The organism is Actinoplanes sp. NPDC089786, from assembly GCF_040684855.1.
In the GTDB taxonomy this organism is placed as follows: domain Bacteria; phylum Actinomycetota; class Actinomycetes; order Mycobacteriales; family Micromonosporaceae; genus Actinoplanes.
This window is the reverse complement of the sequence record NZ_JBFBGU010000002.1, coordinates 343,338-360,498: the sequence shown is the minus strand read 5'-3', so window position 1 is coordinate 360,498 and position 17,161 is coordinate 343,338. Positions and strand designations below refer to the sequence as shown.

Here is a 17,161-nt window from a genome sequence, read left to right as displayed (position 1 = left end):
TGCCGACGCCGATGATAGCTCCGGCCGGGGCATCGCGGAATCATCGCGACCTCGGCGTGACCACGCCGGTCTCGTAGGCGGCGATCACCAGCTGGGCCCGGTCACGTGCGCCGAGCTTGTTCAGCAGCCGGGTGATGTGGGTCTTGATCGTCCCGACCCCGAGGGTCAGCTGTTCCGCGATCTCGCCGTTGGACATTCCGCGCGCGATCAGCGCGAGCACCTCGCGTTCCCGCTCGGTGACCGTCTCCAGCTCGCCGGGTGAGAGGTAACCCGTGTTGGCCTGACCGGCGAACGCTGCGATCAGCCGCCGGGTGACCCGGGGCGCCAGCAGGGCATCTCCGGCCGCCACCAGCCGGATGCCGTTGAGCAGCTCGGCCGCCTTGGCGTCCTTGACCAGGAAGCCGCTCGCGCCGGCCCGCAGCGCGGCGTAGACGTACTCGTCCAGGTCGAAGGTGGTCAGGATGAGCACCCGAACCGCGGCGGTCTCCGGCGCGGTGCAGATTTGCCGGGTTGCTTCGATGCCGTCCATCTCGGGCATCCGCACATCCATCAGCACCACATCGGGTTGATGTTGCCGGGCCAGGCTCACCGCCTCGGTGCCGGTGCGGGCCTCGCCGACCGCGGCGAAGCCGGAGGACGCGTCGATCAGGGCGCGGAAGCTCTCACGCATCAGATCGTGGTCTTCGGCCAGGAGCACCTTGACGTCCTGTGTCATGAGGCATCCCTTGCCCTGGCGTAGGGGATGTCGGCCGCCACCCGGAAGCCACCCTCCGGACGTGGTCCGGTGGTCAGCGTGCCGCCGTACATCGCCACACGCTCACGCATGCCGATCAGGCCCTGCCCGGTGGGTCGCTTGCCGGTCGAACGCTGGGGCCGGCCGTCATCAAGCACCTCGACGTGGACGCTGCCGTGTCCGGCCTTGACGGTCACCTGGCAATGGCCGGCGTTCGCGTGCCTCACCACGTTGGTGAGTGCCTCCTGGACGATGCGGTAGACGGTGAGATCGACCGCCTGAGGCAGGTTCTCGACGCCCTCGAGCATCAGGTCGGCCCTCGCGCCGACGGATCTCAGGTGTTCGACGACGGACGGCAGGTCGTCCACCCCGGGGGAGGGTGTCAGATCAGGGGCGGGATCGTCATCAGCACGCAGCACATCCAGCAGCCGGCGGATCTCCGCGAGCGCGGTCTGGCTCGTCTCTTCGATGGTCAGCAGGGCCGCCCGGCTCTCGCCCGGTCGTGCGTCGGCGATCTCGTTGGCGATCGTCGCGCGGACGGCGATCAGGCTCAGGCTGTGCCCGACGATGTCGTGCAGCTCGCGGGCGATGCGCAGCCGCTCAGTGGTCACCGCTTCCTGGGCGAGCCGGCGGGCAAGCTCGGCATGGACCGAACGGCGCCATCGGACGGTCCAGCCCACCACCCAGGCCGCGGTCACCAGGACCACGACCATGCCGACTTCCACCTGCCACCACAGCGGCGCCTCGCTGCCCGGGGCGTCGGCCGGATCGATCCCCGCGCTGAGGTAGAGCCACGGGATGGTGAGTGACGGCGCCACCAGGCTGCCCACCAGCGCGAGCGCGACGGCGACCCGCGGCGCGACAATGACCGCGGTGTACAGCGCCAGGACGACCGGCAGCCAGGTGGTCCAGATGACGCCGACGCCGACGACACCCGCGGCCGTCGCAACGGCGGCGGCCGACACCACCCAGCTCAGCACCGGTAACGGCCAGCGCCGCCGCAATGCGATGGGCAGCCCGACCGCGACGCCCGCGAGCCACACCAGCCAGGCCGGGCCGGTGAACTCGGGACCCGGCGGGTCGAGGGTCGCGTTGACCGCCAGGAAGGCCAGAGCGGCGGCGGCCACGGTGTCCACCGCGGCGCCGTTCACCTGGAATCTGAACGGTCGGTTTCGCATGCCGTCACGCTATCCGCGCGGCGACCGGCGGCGCGTCTGACCGTGGTCATACATTGAAGATCTAACCGTGGTCAGACGCGCCGCCCGTGCCCGCCCGGCCACCATCTCTCCCATGATTGCGGTTACGGAGCTGACGAAGCGGTACGGGCCAACACTCGCCGTCGACAACCTGTCCTTCGAGGTCCGGCCGGGCGTGGTCACCGGCTTCCTCGGGCCCAACGGGGCGGGCAAGTCGACCGCCCTGCGCATCATCCTGGGCCTGCACCGTCCCACGTCCGGCCAGGCGCTGATCGGCAAGCGTCGTTATGACCAGATCCATCGCCCACTGCATGAGGTGGGCGCCGTGCTCGACGCCGACGCCGCCCACCCGGGTCGCAGCGCCGAGACCCACCTGACCTGCCTCGCCCGCAGCAATGGCATCGGCCGGGCGCGGGTGACCGCGGTGCTGGAGCAGGTCGGCCTGGCGAGCGCGGCGAACAAGCGGGTGGGCACGTTCTCGCTCGGCATGCGACAGCGCCTCGGTATCGCGGGCGCCCTGCTCGGCGATCCGGCGGTGATCGTGCTCGACGAGCCGGTCAACGGGCTGGACGCGGCAGGCATCCGGTGGATCCGGTCGACCCTGCGCTCGCTGGCCTCCGAGGGGAGGACCGTCCTGCTCTCCAGCCACCTGATGAGCGAGATGGCCGTCACCGTCGACCACGTGCTCATCGTCGGCCGTGGCAGGGTGCTCGAGGAAACCTCGATGGCCGGCTTGCGCGACCGGTTCGAGCGGGACGTGCTTGTCCGGTCGCCGAGCGCGGCCGAGCTCGCGCCGATCCTCGCCGGTCTGGGCGCGACGGTCACCAACACCGAGGACGGTGGCCTGGCCGTAACCGGGGCGGACGCGTCGACCATCGGCGATGCCGCGGCATCGGCGTCGATTCCCATCCATGGGCTGACACCGCGCAGCGCCACGCTCGAGGACGTGTATCTGGCGATGACCGGCGAGGCGGCGGAATACCGGGCCACGGGCGAAAGGGAGACGCGATCATGAGCACGGTGCTGAGCCACGAGGCCGTCGGGGCCAGGTCGGCACGAGGCCCGGGTGTGTTCAGCGACGCTGTCGCGGCCGAGCTGATCAAGGTGAGGTCGCTGCGATCGACGTACGGGTTCCTGGCCGGTGGGGTGGTCGCGATGCTGGCCGGCGGGCTGATCCTGTTTCTGCTGGTCCAGTCGTACGACGCGGCGACGGCGGCCGACCAGGCGAACTACGAGACGGCCGACCCGACCGTGGTGACGATGCCGTTCGTGACGTTCTTCGTCGGGGCGATCGGCGCCATGGTGATGACCAGCGAGTTCACCAGCGGCTCGGTCGGCCCGGCGCTGTTGGCGGTGCCTCAGCGGCGTGTTCTGCTGGGCGCGAAGGCCGCCGTGGCCGGGCTGGTGGGCGGTGTCGCCGGGCTGGTCTTCTCGCTGATGGCCTTCGCCGACGCCCGGCTGATGCTCGGCGATCGGCCGGCGCCGCTGAACCCCTGGCCGGAGTGGATGGATGCGATCCCGACGGTGCTCAGCGCGGCCGTCATCGTGCTGGTGACGTGCCTGGTGGGTCTGGGGCTCGGCGCGGTGATGCGGTCGACCGCGGCGGCCCTCACGACGCTGGGTGGGCTGGTGCTGGTGTCGCCGATCTTCGCGCACTTCCTGCCGACCACGTGGCAGCTGAGGTTCGGGTCGATCCTGCTGCCGAATCTCACGCCACAGCTCGCCGGCGGCGATCATCCCTGGCTGCTCTCGCAGGGTGGCGCGATCGGTGTGGCGGCCGCCTATGTGTTGCTCGCGCTGGGCGCCGGGGCGATCAGCTTCGGCCGCCGAGACGCTTCCTGAGGTGCGGAGCCGATGATGGTGGACGAGAGAGTGATCGCAGGCGCGGGATCGTTGATCACCTATGGAACGATGCGTCCGAGGCTGAGAGGCCGGGCGGGAGGCGAGTTCGTGGCGATCGGTGATGAGGAGACGGCCGTCGATCCGGTGAGGGAGGACGGGCGGCGACGCTTCCTCACGGTGATGGCGGTTGTCACGGTGATCTCGCTGGTCGGGTTCGGCGTCGTCGAGTGGATCAATCCGCCGTTCCTGGCCGAGGAAAGCTGGACGAGCGGTGACGCGGCGGCCTGGGTGGCTGTGGTGGGTGTCGCGCTGCTGGTGGGGGATGTGCTGCTGCCGGTGCCCTCCAGCGTGGTCATGATCTTTCTGGGTGGGGTGCTGGGGCTTCCGATCGGGGCGTTGTTGTCCTGGTTGGCCACGGCTGGGTCTGGGCTGCTGGCGTTCGCGATCGGGCGGCGGATGGGGCGGCGAGCACGAGCGCCGGAGGGCCTGGAACGTCGGCTGCGGTCGCACGGGGTGCTGGTCGTGGCGGTGACCCGGCCGGTCCCGGTGCTGGCCGAGACCACGGCGGTCGCGGCCGGCATGGTGCCGGCCATGACGTGGCGGCGGATGGTCATCGGGACGTTGGCGGGCACGGCGCCGCCTGCCGTGCTCTTCGCCGCGGCGGGAGCGTTTGCGCACGGAACCAGCGGGGCGCTGCTGATCGGGGTCTGCCTGCTGATCGACATTGGAGTTTGGTACGGCGAACGGGTGTACAGCCGGCGTCGCGCCGCTCGCGCGACGTTAGGGGGCTGATTGCTCGACCTTGGTGAAGGCAAGCTCGGCCCAGCCCAGCTCGACCTTGGCGGAGTCCAGCCCAGCTCGACCATGGCAAAGGCAAGCTCGGGCTCGCGCGCTGCGCCTTCGCCGTTCGGCGGGACCGGTCGAAGACCGCTTCGGCTGACGCCCGGACGTCCGGCTCGGCGAATCCTCGTGACCCGGATGTCAGGCGTGCGTGGTCAGGTGGTCGACCACGCTGTCGCGATCGGTCCAGTCCGGCTCAGCGTCATGACGCCGATCAGCAGCAGCGGCGGGTCGGCCGGGTCCCCGACGGTCGCCACGTGCAACTCGACACCGGAAGGGTCAACGGCGACCACTCGGGGCACCTTCACCGCTGGAGTATGGCAAACCGGACGAGGAGTGGGCTGCCGTGGAGCAGGGAGACGGCTACGAGGCCGAGGTGCCGGTGGGCTGTGACGGCTGCGGGACCGAGCATGCGGGGCGGGTGTACGAGACGATCGTCGATGGGCGGCTGCACTGGGTGCTGACCTATGACTGTTCGACGGGGACGGTGGAGGCCATGGGGTGGGGCCGGTCACCCGACGAGTTCCGGCAGGCCATTCTCGAGCAGGGCGGGGAGTACCGGCTTCGGATGCCCGAGGGGGCCGGAAGCCGGCGGGTCGCGGTGCTCAAGGCTCTGCGTGACGGGGGACTGGCCTGGTCGGACGTCAAGGGCGGGCTGGACGCCATCGTCGCGGCTGGGCTCGTGGGAACCCGCGCTGAGCTGGATCTGCTGGCCGGGCGGATCGAGGCGGCAACGTCGGTTCGGTGTTCGGTCGTCCCGACGGAGGACTCAGTCGACTCGAAGGACGGTTCGGTCGACCCGACGGAGGACCGGTGAGCGGGTGATCAGCGGGGCGGCCCGAGCAGGCGGGTGAGGACCTTGCCGGTGGTGGTGCGGGGGAGTTCGGCCAGAAAGACCACATCCCTGGGTACGCAGAACCGCGCGCGATGCCGGCGTACGTGATCGCGAATCTGCTCCTCGGTCAGCGACTTGGCCGGGTGCAGGACGACGTAGGCGGCGAGGCGCTGCCCGTACTCGTCGTCGGGCACGCCGATCACGGCCACCTCGCGAATCTCGGGCCGGTCGGCGAGCAGGTTCTCGACCTGGGACGGGAAGACGTTCTCGCCACCGGAGACGATCATGTCGTCCTCGCGGCCGTCGACGAAGACCCGCCCGGACTCGTCGAGGTGTCCGAGGTCGCCGGTGGGAAGGCCCTGTGGCCCGGAAGGTTGTCCACCGGTGGCGGCCGAGGTGTAGCCCTCGAAGAGCATGTCGTTGTGGACGAACAGCCGCCCGGACGCGCCCGGCGGCACAACGTTGCCCGCGGCATCGAGCACGGTGATCGTGGTGCCGTGCGGCGGGCGACCGGCCGTGTCGGGGGCGGCCCGCAGGTCGGCCGGCGTGGCGATGGACGCCCACGAAACCTCGGTCGAGCCGTACAGGTTGTAGAGGACGTCCCCGAACCGGTCCATGAACCGGGTCGCCAGGCCGCCGGGCAGGGCCGAGCCGCTGACCGCCACCACGTCCAGGGCCGGTCGGTGAGCCAGCGGCACGTCAAGGGTCGGCGGCGGAACCTCCAGCAGCCGTTGCAGCATGACCGGGATCGCGATCAGCGCCCCGCATCGGTGCGTGGTCAAGTCGTCGAGGATCGCGGCGGGGTCGAAGCGGCGCCGGAGCACGATCGTCGCCCGCAGGGCCAGCGCGATCTGCATCGTCGCGAAGCCCCAGGTGTGGAAGAGGGGCGCGGCGATCAGCACACGGGCGCCGTGGCGCAGGGGTATCCGGTCGACGATCGAGCACAGCGGACCGAACCCGCCGGGGGTCGGTCGCCGGGCGCCTTTCGGTGTGCCGGTGGTGCCCGAGGTCAGCACGATGGTGCGGCTGGGCCGGGGCGGAGGTCGCAAGGGGGTGGGTGACACCTGGGCGAGGCGGGACTCCAGGACCGAGGCGGGGAGGCCGACCCCGGCGGGTACGCCGTCGAACTCGTCGTCGTGCACGATCAGGCTCAGATTCTGTGCCGTGATCAGCTCGGCCAGCTGGGCGGCGGGCAGGCCGGTGTTGATCAGCACGGGGTCGGCGCCGAGCTGGGCCACGCCCACCAGGGTCGCCAGCATCCCGGCCGAGTTGCGGCACAGGACGCCGACCCGATCACCTGCCACTATGGAATCCGAGATGGCGTGCGCCACGCGGGTGGCGCGGTCGAGAAGGGCCGCGTACGTCAGGGAGAGGCCGGTGTCGTCGACCACCGCGACCCGGTCGGGGGAGCGGGCGGCCGCCTGGCGCACCTCGCCGGCCAGCCCGAATCCCCAGCGCCGCAACGACCACAGCTGTCGGGCCACCCGGGCCGGCGATCCGGGGCGGAGCAGTCCGCGCCGGGCCATGGTGACGCCGATGAACGCCGGCGTGACCATCAGCGGATCTGGACGCCGGAGATGGCGCGGGAGATCACCAGCCGCTGGATCTCGGACGTGCCCTCGAAGATGGTGTAGATCTTGGCGTCGCGGTACATGCGTTCCACCGGATGGTCGCGCACGTAGCCGGCCCCGCCGAGGATCTGGACCGCCTTCTCGGTGACCGCCACGCCCACCTCGCCCGCCTTGAGCTTGGACATCGAGCCCTCGGCCCCGGTGAACGGCTGCTGGTTGGCGCCCATCCACGCCGCCCGCCAGACCAGCAGCCTGGCCGCGTCGATCTCGGTCCGCATGTCGGCCAGGGCGAAGGCGATCGCCTGGTTCTCGATGATCGGCCGGCCGAAGGCGACCCGGTCCTTGGCGTAGTCGAGCGCGTATTCGTAGGCGGCCCGCGCGATCCCCAACGCCTGGGCCCCCACGGCCGGCCGGGACAGCTCGAACGTCCGCATCGCCGCCTGACTCAGAGCGCGCTTGCCGGAGCGGGCCCGCCCCAGCCGCTCATCCAGCGCTTCCTTGCCGCCGAGCAGACAGCTGCCGGGCACCCGCACGTCGTCGAGGAACACGTCAGCGGTGTGCGACGCACGCAGCCCCAGCTTCTTGAGCTTCTTGCTCCCCACCAGCCCGGGCGTGCCCGGCGGCACGACGAACGCCGCCTGTCCCCGCGAGCCGAGGGAAGGGTCGATCGACGCGGTCACCACATGCACGTTGGCGATGCCGCCGTTCGTGGCGTACGCCTTCTGGCCGTTGAGCACCCACGAGTCGGACGCCTCGTCGTACACCGCGCGCGTCCGCATCGCGCCGACGTCGGACCCGGCCTGGGGCTCGGTCGTGCAGAAGGCGCCGACCATCGGCTGGGCCGCGTCACCGAAGCACTGCGGCACCCACTCGGCGAGTTGGTCGGGGGTGCCCGAGCCGTAGATCGCGGCCACCGCCAGCGACGTGCCGGAGATGGCCATGCCGATGCCGCCGTCGCCCCAGAACAGCTCTTCGTTGGCGATCGGCAGCGACAGGCCGGAGGTGTCGGAGTAGGTGTTGACCAGGAACTCGAACCCGTACAGCCCGATCTTGGCCGCCTCCTGGAGCACCGGCCACGGCGTCTCCTCGCGCTCGTCCCACTCGGCGGCGGCCGGCCGGACCACGCTCTCGGCGAAGCCGTGCACCCAGTCGCGCAGCTCGACCTGGTCTTCGTCGAGCCCCAGCCAGAACTCCATGCGCCGCCTCCGGAAAGAGTTACCGTTACCTCTGGTAACACTAAAGCGCGGAGACGCGACCGGCAAGATGAGAATCCACCTCGAACGCCCAGCCACCGTCGATCGGCGTGGCGCTGAAACCGACCGTCGAGGGCAGCAGAAGCGGCCGCCGAAAATCGACATCCATCGTGTACGCAGCGGGAACGCGCGCGTCGAGCGCGGCCAGGCACCGGGCCATCGTCCACATCCCGTGCGCGATCGGCCGGGGGAACCCGAACAGCCGCGCGCCCAGCCGGGACGTGTGGATCGGGTTGTGGTCCCCGGACACCGCCGCGTAGTCACGACCCGTCCGCGCCGGGACACGCCAGGTGGCGGTCCGCGCGGGGCGATCGTCCGGAGATCGGCCCGACGAAGGGCTACGACCAGAGATCCGAAGGTACGTCGAAACCCCCTCCCAGACGACGGAATCCTCGACCGAGCCGACCGTCACCACGTCGAACTGCTGTCCCCGGTGGTGCGGGCGCAGGTCGGAAGCCCGTACCGAGAAACGCATTCGATCGAAGGTCAGCGGCCGATGCACCGTGACGCGCTGCGCGACATGCACCAGACCGACCACCGGGAACGGGAAGTCCGGGCCGGTCATCAGGTCCATGACCAGGGAGAACGACAGCACATGCGGAAACGTGCCGGGCAGCCGGTCGCGGACCGGGAACCCGCAGATCCGGCTGTACGAAGCCAGCCGGTCGAGGCCGACCTCGACCTCGGCCGTCACCTCACGTGCGGGCAGGCCCGGCCCGCGCCGGCGGGGCAGGAGGGTCGCCGCGGCCCGGAGAACCGACATCACGCCCCCAGCAGGCTCTGCCCGCAGACCCGGACGATGTTGCCGGTGACCGTGCCCGACCCCGGCGCGGCCAGCCAGGCGATCGTCTCGGCCACGTCGACCGGCAGCCCGCCCTGGGACAGGCTGTTCATCCGCCGCCCGGCCTCCCGCAGCATCATCGGCATCTTCGCGGTCATCGCCGTCTCGATGAACCCGGGCGCGACCGCGTTGACCGTGATGCCCCGCCCGATCAGCGCCGGCGCCGTGGCCTGCACGAACCCGATCACGCCGGCCTTGCTGGTCGCGTAGTTGGTCTGCCCGCGGTTGCCGGCGATGCCCGCGATCGAGGAGACCCCGACGACCCGGCCGCCGTCGTGCAGCAGGCCCCGATCGAGCAGGTCGGACGTGATGACCGACGGCGCGGTCAGGTTCACCGCGATCACCGAGTTCCAGCCGGCGGCGTCCATCTTGGCGATCGTCCGGTCGCGGGTGATGCCGGCGTTGTGCACGACGATGTCCACGCCGTCCGGCAGGTGTTGGGCCAGGCGGCTCGCGGCCTCGGGGTGGGTCAGGTCGAGTTGCACGGCCCGGCCGCGGGCCTCGTTCGCCACCCCGGCCAGCGCGTCGCCCACGGCCGGCACGTCGAGCGCGATCACCGAGGCGCCGTCGCGGGCCAGCACCCGGGCGATGGCCGCGCCGATGCCCCGGGCCGCCCCGGTGACCAGCGCGATCTTTCCGTCGAGGGGGCGTTCGTCCGGCCCGGCCGGTGGGTCGCCCGGTCCGACCCGGATGACCTGACCGCTGACGTACGCCGACCGCCCGCTCAGCAGGAACCGCAGGGTCGACCCGGTGGCCGTCCCACCGCCCGGCGCCACGTACACCAGCTGGGCCGTGATGCCCCGCCCGAACTCCTTGCCGATGCTGCGGGTCAGGCCCTCGAGCGCCCGCTGCGCGATGGCCGCCGCGGGGGACGCGGGCTCGGTGGTCCCGAGCACGATGACCCGGCCGTTCGGCTGGAGCGACCGGGCGTACGGATGGAAGAAGTCGTAGAGCGCGGTCAGCTGGGTCGAGTCGGCGAGGTCGGACGCGTCGAACACCAGCGCGCCGTGCGGTGGGGCGGCCGTGTCGAGCACGTCGACGCCCAGCTTGGTCAGGACGTCGCGTACCGGAGAATGTGGCTTGCCACCCAGCAGAACCGGCCCGGCCAGGCCGGCATCGCGGCGCAGCCGTGGCGGGTCGGGCAGGCCGAGCCGTCTGACCAGCGCGTGACCCGGCCCGGTGTTGGCGAAACTCGCGTATCTGTCGCCCATGCGCGTAGCGTACTCGCGAGTAGGTTTCCCGGCAGGAGGTCGACAGATGCGCCGAGTCGCCGTCATCGGCGGTAACCGGATCCCGTTCGCCCGGTCCAACGGCCGCTACGCCACCGCGTCCAATCAGGACATGCTGATCGCGGCGCTGGACGGGCTCATCGCCCGGTTCGGGCTGGCCGGCGAGCGCCTGGGCGAGGTGGTGGCCGGGGCGGTGCTGAAACACAGCCGCGACTTCAACCTCACCCGCGAGACGGTGCTCGGGTCGCGGCTCGACCCGCGGACCCCGGCCTACGACATCCAGCAGGCCTGCGGCACCGGCCTCGAAGCCGTGACGCTGGTGGCCAACAAGATCGCGCTGGGCCAGATCGACGCCGGGATCGCCGGCGGGGTGGACACGACGTCCGACGCGCCGCTGCAACTCAACGAAGACTTTCGTCGCACCCTGCTGCAACTCAACCGGGCCCGGACGCTCACCGACCGCCTCCGCGCGGTGGCCCGTCTCCGCCCCCAGCAGCTGGTCCGGCCCGAGATCCCGCGCAACGCCGAACCGCGCACCGGCCTGTCCATGGGCGAGCACACCGCGATCACGGCCGAACGCTGGAACATCTCCCGCGAGGCGCAGGACGAGCTCGCCCTCGCCTCGCACCAGCGTCTCGCCGCGGCGTACGAGAAGGGGTTCTTCGACGACCTGATGACCCCCTACCTGGGCCTGACCCGCGACCAGAACCTCCGCCCCGACACCACCCGGCAGAAGCTCGGCGCGCTGAAAGTCGCCTTCGGCCAGGCCGGCGGGACGATGACGGCCGGCAACTCGTCGCCGCTCACCGACGGCGCCGCCACGGTCCTGCTCGCCGACGAGGGGTGGGCGGCCGATCGGTCGCTGACGCCGCTGGCCTACTTCGAGGACTGCGAGACCGCGGCCGTCGACTACGTGCACGGCGACGAGGGCCTGCTGATGGCGCCCGCGTACGCCGTGCCGCGGCTGCTCGCCCGGGCCGGCCTGACCCTGCAGGACTTCGACTACTACGAGATCCACGAGGCGTTCGCGGCGCAGGTGCTGGCGACCCTGGCCGCGTGGGAGTCGCCGGAGTTCTGCAAGGACCGCCTCGGGCTGGACGCCCCGCTCGGCTCGATCGACCGGGCTAAGCTCAACGTGGTCGGCTCCTCGCTGGCCGCCGGGCATCCGTTCGCCGCCACCGGCGGGCGGATCGTCGCGACCCTGGCCAAACAACTCGCCGAGCGGGGCTCCGGCCGCGGCCTGATCTCCATCTGCGCGGCCGGCGGCCAGGGCGTCGTGGCGATTCTCAGTCGCTGACATTTCTCAGTCCGGCGCGGCGCGAGCCGAACAGGATGTCCGTGCCGTCCCCGCTGAGCCGTATCCGGACGATCGCGTACGTGGCCTCCTCCATCGTGCTGGCCACGCACGCGATCCCCGTGCTGGCCTCGAACGCCACGGCCGGCTGGAAGGCCGTGTCCCTGACCGGCATCGCGGCGCTGATCGGCCTGCTGACCGTCTTCCGCACGCGGCCGGTCCCCGGTGAACCGCTGCTGGCCCCGCTGCTGCTGGTGGTCATCGGCGGCTCCTTCAGCAGCCCCGTCCGCATCATGACCATCGCCATCGCCGTGTTCGCGGCCCAGGCCCTGCGCGGAACGGGCCGGGCCTGGCTCATCCGTACCGTCCTGGGTCTCGCGGTCCTCCCCGCCGGAACCGCCCTGGGCGCGCTGACCGGCGCCGGGACCCTGTCGTGGCGGTCGTCGGACGTGCTGGGGCTGGTGCCGTTCGTGGTGCCGGTGGGCCTGGTGATGCGCAACATCCTCCGCGCCCTCGTGCAGCAGGAACTGGTCTCGGCCCGCGACGCCCTGCTGTCCTCGGCGGGCGGCCGGCTCCTCGCCGCGGCCAACGTCGACGAGGTGCACCGCATCGGCATCGACCTGACCGCCCGGATGATCGCCCTCGCCCCCGGCCTGGTCCTGATCATCGTCCGTCCGCAGGGTGCGGAGTGGCGGGTGACCCGCGCCGTCGGCCTGGACGACGGGCTGATCGGCCGCACGCTGACCGAGGCGATGCTCGCCGACTCGGCCACCGCCCTCGCCGACGTCGCCCCGGACCACCGGCACTGGCACGTCGAGCACATCGTCGACCGCTACGTGCTTCTGGGCGGCGTACGGCCCATCTCCCCGACCGAGGCCGACGCCTTCCGTACGCTGGCCCACCAGGTGGTCCTCGGCGAACACAACGTCACCTCCCGCGCCGAACTCCAGCACCGCGCGCACCACGACTCGCTGACCCGGCTGCCCAACCGCGAGTACTTCCTCGAGACCCTGACCGACGCCGTGACCAGCGGCCCGCCCGGGTCGGTGGCCGTGATCAGCGTCGACCTGGACGACTTCAAGCAGGTCAACGACACGTACGGGCACGGCGGCGGCGACGAGCTGCTGATCGAGGTCGCGAAACGGCTGCGCGCGGCGGCCGGCCCGCACCGGATGGCCGCCCGCCTCGGCGGTGACGAGTTTGCCCTGCTGCTGACCGGACCGGACGCTCAGGACGAGGCGGAGCGGCTGGCCTGGGACGTCCGCGACCGCATCCTGGCCCCGTTCCGGGTGACCGGCCACACCGTCCGGGTGGGCGCCAGCGTCGGCATCAGCGGCCCCTCGCACGACGTCGCCACCCTCATCCGCGAAGCCGATCTCGCCATGTACGCCGCCAAAGCCCTGAGATCAAGTTCAAGGGCTTGATGTCGTAGCTCGGTGGGTGGTGCAGACCGCAGCTCCCGCCGAGGCCGGCCGCGCGGCTCTTGGCCGCTGGCGCGTCCAGAACAGAGCCGCGCGGCCTTCATTCTGAGTGAGTGGTCACGCTCAAACCCTGAAGGACCAAGTCTCGGCAGGCTGCGACGGTGGGGGTGAAGGTGGTCGGATCGCGGCCGATGCGTTCGGCGCCGGCCCGCATGGCGCCGGAGAGGAGTTCGACGGTCAGCGGGATGTCGCCGACGTCGCGGAACTCGCCGCGGGTGATGCCGTCGCGGACGACGTTCTCGACCTCGACGATGATCGCGTGGAACGGGCCGTCGGGGCCCTTGGGCACCTCGGCGACCAGCGGGGCCGAGCCCGGCCGGAACATCAGCTGCATGGCCTGGTCGGTGGACGCCGCCAGGACGGCCTCGACGATGTCCCGGAGGCGGTCCGCGGCCGGGTCGGCCGACCGCGCCGCGATCGCGGCCACCCGCTCGACCGCGGGCCGGCTCGCCCGCTGGGTCAGGGCCCGGACCAGCGCGCCCTTGTCGCGGGCGTAGTTGTACATGGTGTTGCGCGCGAGCCCGGCCCGGGTGGCGATGTGGCCCATGGTGATCGAGTCGTAGTCGCGTTCGAGCAGCAGCTGCCGCATCGCCTCGGCCAGGTCGGCCCAGACCATCTCGTGGTGCTCCTCGAGGCTGCCGCCCCGGATCCGCGGCACCTCAGCCGGCCAGGGCGACGCTCGAGAGGTGCGGGTTCTCCTGGTGGGCCGCGGTCAGCTTGACCCGGGTGAGGCGCCAGCCGTCCGGCGTGCGGACCGCCTCGTTGTCGTAGAAGCCGACCACCAGCCAGCGGTTCGGCCCGCCGCCGGCCAGCTCGTCGGCGACCCAGTGCTCGGCGCGGACGTGCGCGTGGATCGTGGCGCGGTCGCCGTCGAGCTCGATGACGTGACCGCTGATCACGTGGTGGGTCGCCGTGTAGAAGGCGAACGACGTGCGGAGCACCTCGATGTAGTCGCCGAGCGCCATGGTCATCGGCGGGATGTCGGCGACCGACCCGAAGTCGAGCGTCAGCGGGTCGGTGAAGACCCGGCCGGGCAGGTCGGTGAACGCCTTCAGGTCGGCGATGTCGGCGTACCGGCCGAGCAGTTCGATGAGTTCGGCACGATCCTCGAGTGCGTCCATGGCAGGCCTCTTCCCGGTTTCGCGAACATCTGTCGTAAAGATTACGACGGTCCGTCGCGAAAACCAAGTCAGAGCGAGTACACGCGTCGGGCGGTGCGGGCGAAGACGTCCAGCTGGACCTCGTGCGGGTGCTGGGCGAGGACACGGCGCCAGGTGGAGACCAGGGTGGGCAGGTCGGTCCAGAGCTTCTCGATCGGGAAGTTGCTGCCCCACACGCAGCGGCGCGACCCGAACAGGGCCAGGCACTCGGTGGTCACCAGGTCGATGAGGTCCTCGTCGACGCGGTGGACGAAGGTGCCCTGGCCGGTCAGCTTCACCACCACGTTGCCGTGGTCGGCCAGGCCGCGCATGCCCCGGCGCCAGGCCTCCACGTGGGCCAGGTCGTCGAGCATGCCGGCGTGGACCAGGACGAACGTGACCGACGGGAAGGCAGCCACGAAGTCGGCCGCGTCGAGCATCTGATCGGGGAAGACCTGCAGCTCGAACAGCCCGCCCAGGTCGGCCAGCGCGGCGATGTTGTCGCGGAAGACCGGATCGTTCATCCGGCCGGGACCCGAGGCGAAGCGGAAGGCCGGGTTGTCGTGCCAGTGCAGTTGCAGCCGGATGCCGCGGACCAGGGGAGTGAGGGCGGCCTGGCGGCGCATCACCTCGGCCGCGCCGGGGGAGAACAGGTCGGCCGACGCGATCACCGCGGTCGGCCAGCCGGTCGCCGCGTGCACGTCGCGCAGCCAGCGGACCTCGTCCTCGCTGCGGTCCAGGGGCCAGTTCGTCTGCACGTACACCGACGATCGAATGCCGCAGGCCGTCGCCTCGGCGAGGTATTCGTCGATCGGGTAGTCGCGGCGGATCGGCTCGTAGGGACCGAAGATGCGCGGGACCATCTCGCCGCTCAGCCACGGCAGGTCGGCCTGCCGCCAGATGTGGTGGTGGGCGTCGACGATGTCGATGTCCGGGGGAACAGCGGGAGAAGCGGTCATGTCCAGTGCCTCCAGGCGGATCGGCGTGGGCCGGCGGTCATCGCGGGGAAGGCCGCGACCTCGGCCAGGGCGGTGGGCAGGTCACGTACGCCGCCCAGATGGTCGAGGTGGCCGAGCAGGGCGGCCATGCCCCGGGTGACCGGCCGGTAGGTCGGCGAGCAGGCCAGCGGCGACCACCAGGCCAGCCGGTGCCCGAGCCGGGCCAGCCGGGCCGTGGCGCGGACCATGTCGGTGCAGTCGCCGCGTTCCAGCCCGTCCGAGACGACCACGATCAACGCGCCCCGGGCCAGCGCCAGGAACCGGGGGTTGCCCAGGAACGACCGCAGGGCCGCGCCGATCGCGGTCCCGCCGTCGGCGTCGGGCACCACCCGGGCCACGGTGGCCAGGGCCTGCTCGATGTCGGCGGCGGCCAGCGCCGGGGTGATCCGGGTCAGCCGGGTGCCGAAGGTGAACACCTCCGAGCGGGGCGGCGCCGTGTGGGCGACCCGCAGCAGTTGCGGCGTGTGCTCCTTCAGCGACCCCGAGACGTCGAGCAGGATCAGCATCCGCCGGGGCCGCCGGGGGCGGGTGGTCCAGCGCAGCCCGGCGATCTCGCCGTCCGTCCGGCGGGCGAGCCGCAACGTCCGTCGCATGTCGAGCGTGCGGCCGGACGACGATGGTCGCCGCCGCCGGGACGGCACGGTCGGCACCGAGGCGGCGAAGGCGGCCCGCAGCGCCCGGGCCAGGTCGGGGGAGTCCGGCCCGCCGAAGCTCCGCCGGGTGCGTACGGTCAGCGAACTGGCCTCGGTCCCGCCGCCCTCGCGCAGATCGCCGCCGGGCAACTCGCGACCGCCCGACGAGACCGGCGCCTCGACGTCCGACTCATCCGGAGGCGGTGGGACGACCGAGACCACCCCCCCGAACCAGGCGTCGAAGACGCGATCGAACGTGGGAAGGCCGGCGATGTCGCTCAGTAGCGTGATCCGGGCGTACCAGTAGAGCTCGGAAAGGCTGGAGGGGGTCGAGGAACTGAGGGCACGGAGGAAGTCGGCCTGCTTGCCCGGCGGGGCGGGGAGGCCCGAGCGCCGCAGGTCGTCCAGGAAGCCCCGGAGCAGCTCACGAATGGCCGAAGATCTCCTCGGATCGGTCGGCGAGCAGGCGGGTGTCCTCCTCGTCCTTGATGAGCAGCCCGAGCGCGCGGCGCAACGCCACCGGCCACGAGCTGCCCTCGGCGGCCAGCGCGGCGGCGCCCCGGGCCCAGTCCACCGACTCCGCGATGCCGGGTCGCTTCAGCAGCGGCAGCGCCCGGATGTCCTGGACCGCCGAGACCAGCGCGTCGGCCGCGTCGTCGGCGAGCCCGGGCACGTGGGCGTCGAGGATCGACCGTTCCCGCGCCGCCGACGGGAACTCGATCCAGTGGTAGAGGCACCGCCGGCGCAGCGCGTCGTGCAGCTCGCGCGTGCGGTTGGAGGTGAGCACCACGACCGGCGGGTGCTCGGCGCGCAGCGTACCCAGCTCGGGAACCGTGATCTGGAAGTCGCTGAGAAATTCGAGCAGGAACGCCTCGAACTCGTTGTCGGCCCGGTCGATCTCGTCGATCAGCAGCACCGCCCCGCGCGCCGAGCGCAGCGCCCGCAGCAGCGGCCGTTGCAGCAGGAACTCCTCGGCGTACAGGTCGCCGATGTCCTCGCCACGCGACTCGGCCGTGCGTACCCGGAGGAGCTGTCTGGGGTAGTCCCACTCGTAGAGCGCCTGGCCGGAGTCGAGCCCCTCGAAGCACTGGAGGCGGATCAGCTCGCGATCCAGGACCCGCGACAGCACCGACGCGAGCTCGGTCTTGCCGACACCCGGCTCGCCCTCGAGCAGCAACGGCCGATCGAGGAGCAGAGCCAGATGTACGGCGGTGAGCAGCCCTTCGTCCGCGAAGTAGCCTTCGCCTTGGAAGAGGGAAGCGAGATCCACTGAGACC

The 17,161-nt window shown here is 71.5% G+C and carries 18 protein-coding genes; 6 read left to right on the top strand and 12 right to left on the bottom strand.

Annotated elements, in window-relative coordinates:
• Nucleotides 1-40: 40 nt before the first annotated feature.
• Entirely contained in the window at nt 41-715 is a 675-nt protein-coding gene (locus AB0O15_RS12475) for a response regulator transcription factor (RefSeq protein WP_364317691.1), read from the bottom strand.
• The gene (locus tag AB0O15_RS12470; protein WP_364317689.1) at nt 712-1,911 is read right to left on the bottom strand and encodes a sensor histidine kinase; all 1,200 of its coding nucleotides are present in this window, start codon (nt 1,909-1,911) and stop codon (nt 712-714) included. The genes AB0O15_RS12475 and AB0O15_RS12470 overlap by 4 nt, the downstream gene beginning before the upstream one ends.
• Nucleotides 1,912-2,023: 112 nt before the next feature.
• Here AB0O15_RS12470 and AB0O15_RS12465 point away from each other — a divergent pair, with 112 nt between their 5' ends.
• From AB0O15_RS12465 to AB0O15_RS12455, 3 genes are all read left to right on the top strand, one after another.
• Nucleotides 2,024-2,944, top strand: coding sequence for an ATP-binding cassette domain-containing protein (locus AB0O15_RS12465; protein WP_364317687.1), 921 nt, complete (start codon nt 2,024-2,026; stop codon nt 2,942-2,944).
• The gene (locus tag AB0O15_RS12460; protein ID WP_364317686.1) at nt 2,941-3,771 is read left to right on the top strand and encodes an ABC transporter permease; all 831 of its coding nucleotides are present in this window, start codon (nt 2,941-2,943) and stop codon (nt 3,769-3,771) included. The genes AB0O15_RS12465 and AB0O15_RS12460 overlap by 4 nt, the downstream gene beginning before the upstream one ends.
• A 108-nt stretch (nt 3,772-3,879) precedes the next feature.
• Nucleotides 3,880-4,563 (top strand): VTT domain-containing protein, encoded by a 684-nt coding sequence (locus AB0O15_RS12455; protein WP_364317684.1) that lies wholly within the window; start codon nt 3,880-3,882, stop codon nt 4,561-4,563.
• A 203-nt stretch (nt 4,564-4,766) separates the two neighbouring features.
• On the opposite strand, the gene AB0O15_RS12450 is transcribed toward AB0O15_RS12455, so the two are convergent.
• Nucleotides 4,767-4,919 carry a hypothetical protein gene (locus tag AB0O15_RS12450; RefSeq protein ID WP_364317682.1) on the bottom strand — a complete coding sequence of 51 codons (153 nt, stop codon included), beginning with the start codon at nt 4,917-4,919 and terminating at the stop codon, nt 4,767-4,769.
• Nucleotides 4,920-4,957: 38 nt separating this feature from the next.
• On the opposite strand from AB0O15_RS12450, the gene AB0O15_RS12445 reads away from it, so the two are divergent.
• Entirely contained in the window at nt 4,958-5,428 is a 471-nt protein-coding gene (locus AB0O15_RS12445; protein ID WP_364317680.1) for a hypothetical protein, read from the top strand.
• Between the two features lie 8 nt (nt 5,429-5,436).
• On the opposite strand, the gene AB0O15_RS12440 is transcribed toward AB0O15_RS12445, so the two are convergent.
• Genes AB0O15_RS12440 through AB0O15_RS12425 form a run of 4 tightly spaced genes read right to left on the bottom strand, consistent with a single transcriptional unit; the run spans nt 5,437 to nt 10,322 of the window.
• On the bottom strand, nt 5,437-7,002 hold the full coding sequence (locus AB0O15_RS12440) for an AMP-binding protein (RefSeq protein WP_364317679.1): 1,566 nt from the start codon (nt 7,000-7,002) through the stop codon (nt 5,437-5,439).
• Nucleotides 7,002-8,213 (bottom strand): acyl-CoA dehydrogenase family protein, encoded by a 1,212-nt coding sequence (locus tag AB0O15_RS12435; RefSeq protein ID WP_364317678.1) that lies wholly within the window; start codon nt 8,211-8,213, stop codon nt 7,002-7,004. The genes AB0O15_RS12440 and AB0O15_RS12435 overlap by 1 nt, the downstream gene beginning before the upstream one ends.
• A gap of 40 nt (nt 8,214-8,253) precedes the next feature.
• Nucleotides 8,254-9,033, bottom strand: coding sequence for a MaoC/PaaZ C-terminal domain-containing protein (locus AB0O15_RS12430; protein WP_364317676.1), 780 nt, complete (start codon nt 9,031-9,033; stop codon nt 8,254-8,256).
• Nucleotides 9,033-10,322, bottom strand: coding sequence for a 3-oxoacyl-ACP reductase (locus AB0O15_RS12425; RefSeq protein WP_364317674.1), 1,290 nt, complete (start codon nt 10,320-10,322; stop codon nt 9,033-9,035). The genes AB0O15_RS12430 and AB0O15_RS12425 overlap by 1 nt, the downstream gene beginning before the upstream one ends.
• A gap of 46 nt (nt 10,323-10,368) precedes the next feature.
• On the opposite strand from AB0O15_RS12425, the gene AB0O15_RS12420 reads away from it, so the two are divergent.
• Entirely contained in the window at nt 10,369-11,637 is a 1,269-nt protein-coding gene (locus AB0O15_RS12420; RefSeq protein ID WP_364317673.1) for an acetyl-CoA C-acetyltransferase, read from the top strand.
• Nucleotides 11,638-11,717: 80 nt separating this feature from the next.
• Nucleotides 11,718-13,058: a GGDEF domain-containing protein gene (locus AB0O15_RS12415; protein ID WP_364317671.1), complete on the top strand. Its 1,341-nt coding sequence runs from the start codon at nt 11,718-11,720 to the stop codon at nt 13,056-13,058.
• 97 nt (nt 13,059-13,155) lie between these two features.
• Here AB0O15_RS12415 and AB0O15_RS12410 read toward each other — a convergent pair whose 3' ends face one another.
• The 5 genes from AB0O15_RS12410 to AB0O15_RS12390 form a co-directional block, all read right to left on the bottom strand.
• Nucleotides 13,156-13,773: a TetR/AcrR family transcriptional regulator gene (locus AB0O15_RS12410; RefSeq protein WP_364317669.1), complete on the bottom strand. Its 618-nt coding sequence runs from the start codon at nt 13,771-13,773 to the stop codon at nt 13,156-13,158.
• Between the two features lies 1 nt (nt 13,774).
• Nucleotides 13,775-14,236, bottom strand: a complete 462-nt coding sequence (locus AB0O15_RS12405) for a nuclear transport factor 2 family protein (RefSeq protein ID WP_364317667.1) — start codon at nt 14,234-14,236, stop codon at nt 13,775-13,777.
• A 68-nt stretch (nt 14,237-14,304) separates the two neighbouring features.
• Complete coding sequence (locus tag AB0O15_RS12400) at nt 14,305-15,213, bottom strand: amidohydrolase family protein (RefSeq protein WP_364317665.1); 909 nt, start codon at nt 15,211-15,213, stop codon at nt 14,305-14,307.
• Nucleotides 15,210-16,106 carry a VWA domain-containing protein gene (locus AB0O15_RS12395; RefSeq protein ID WP_364317663.1) on the bottom strand — a complete coding sequence of 299 codons (897 nt, stop codon included), beginning with the start codon at nt 16,104-16,106 and terminating at the stop codon, nt 15,210-15,212. The genes AB0O15_RS12400 and AB0O15_RS12395 overlap by 4 nt, the downstream gene beginning before the upstream one ends.
• A gap of 202 nt (nt 16,107-16,308) precedes the next feature.
• Nucleotides 16,309-17,154 (bottom strand): MoxR family ATPase, encoded by an 846-nt coding sequence (locus AB0O15_RS12390; protein WP_364317661.1) that lies wholly within the window; start codon nt 17,152-17,154, stop codon nt 16,309-16,311.
• Between the last annotated feature and the right edge of the window lie 7 nt (nt 17,155-17,161).

Bases quoted from the DNA above. Each gene is read 5' to 3' on its own strand.
- AB0O15_RS12475 (WP_364317691.1), bottom strand. From the start codon at position 715: ATGACACAGGACGTCAAGGTGCTCCTGGCCGAAGACCACGATCTGATG.
- AB0O15_RS12470 (WP_364317689.1), bottom strand. From the start codon at position 1,911: ATGCGAAACCGACCGTTCAGATTCCAGGTGAACGGCGCCGCGGTGGAC.
- AB0O15_RS12465 (WP_364317687.1), top strand. From the start codon at position 2,024: ATGATTGCGGTTACGGAGCTGACGAAGCGGTACGGGCCAACACTCGCC.
- AB0O15_RS12460 (WP_364317686.1), top strand. From the start codon at position 2,941: ATGAGCACGGTGCTGAGCCACGAGGCCGTCGGGGCCAGGTCGGCACGA.
- AB0O15_RS12440 (WP_364317679.1), bottom strand. From the start codon at position 7,002: ATGGTCACGCCGGCGTTCATCGGCGTCACCATGGCCCGGCGCGGACTG.
- AB0O15_RS12435 (WP_364317678.1), bottom strand. From the start codon at position 8,213: ATGGAGTTCTGGCTGGGGCTCGACGAAGACCAGGTCGAGCTGCGCGAC.
- AB0O15_RS12430 (WP_364317676.1), bottom strand. From the start codon at position 9,033: ATGTCGGTTCTCCGGGCCGCGGCGACCCTCCTGCCCCGCCGGCGCGGG.
- AB0O15_RS12425 (WP_364317674.1), bottom strand. From the start codon at position 10,322: ATGGGCGACAGATACGCGAGTTTCGCCAACACCGGGCCGGGTCACGCG.
- AB0O15_RS12420 (WP_364317673.1), top strand. From the start codon at position 10,369: ATGCGCCGAGTCGCCGTCATCGGCGGTAACCGGATCCCGTTCGCCCGG.
- AB0O15_RS12405 (WP_364317667.1), bottom strand. From the start codon at position 14,236: ATGGACGCACTCGAGGATCGTGCCGAACTCATCGAACTGCTCGGCCGG.
- AB0O15_RS12400 (WP_364317665.1), bottom strand. From the start codon at position 15,213: ATGACCGCTTCTCCCGCTGTTCCCCCGGACATCGACATCGTCGACGCC.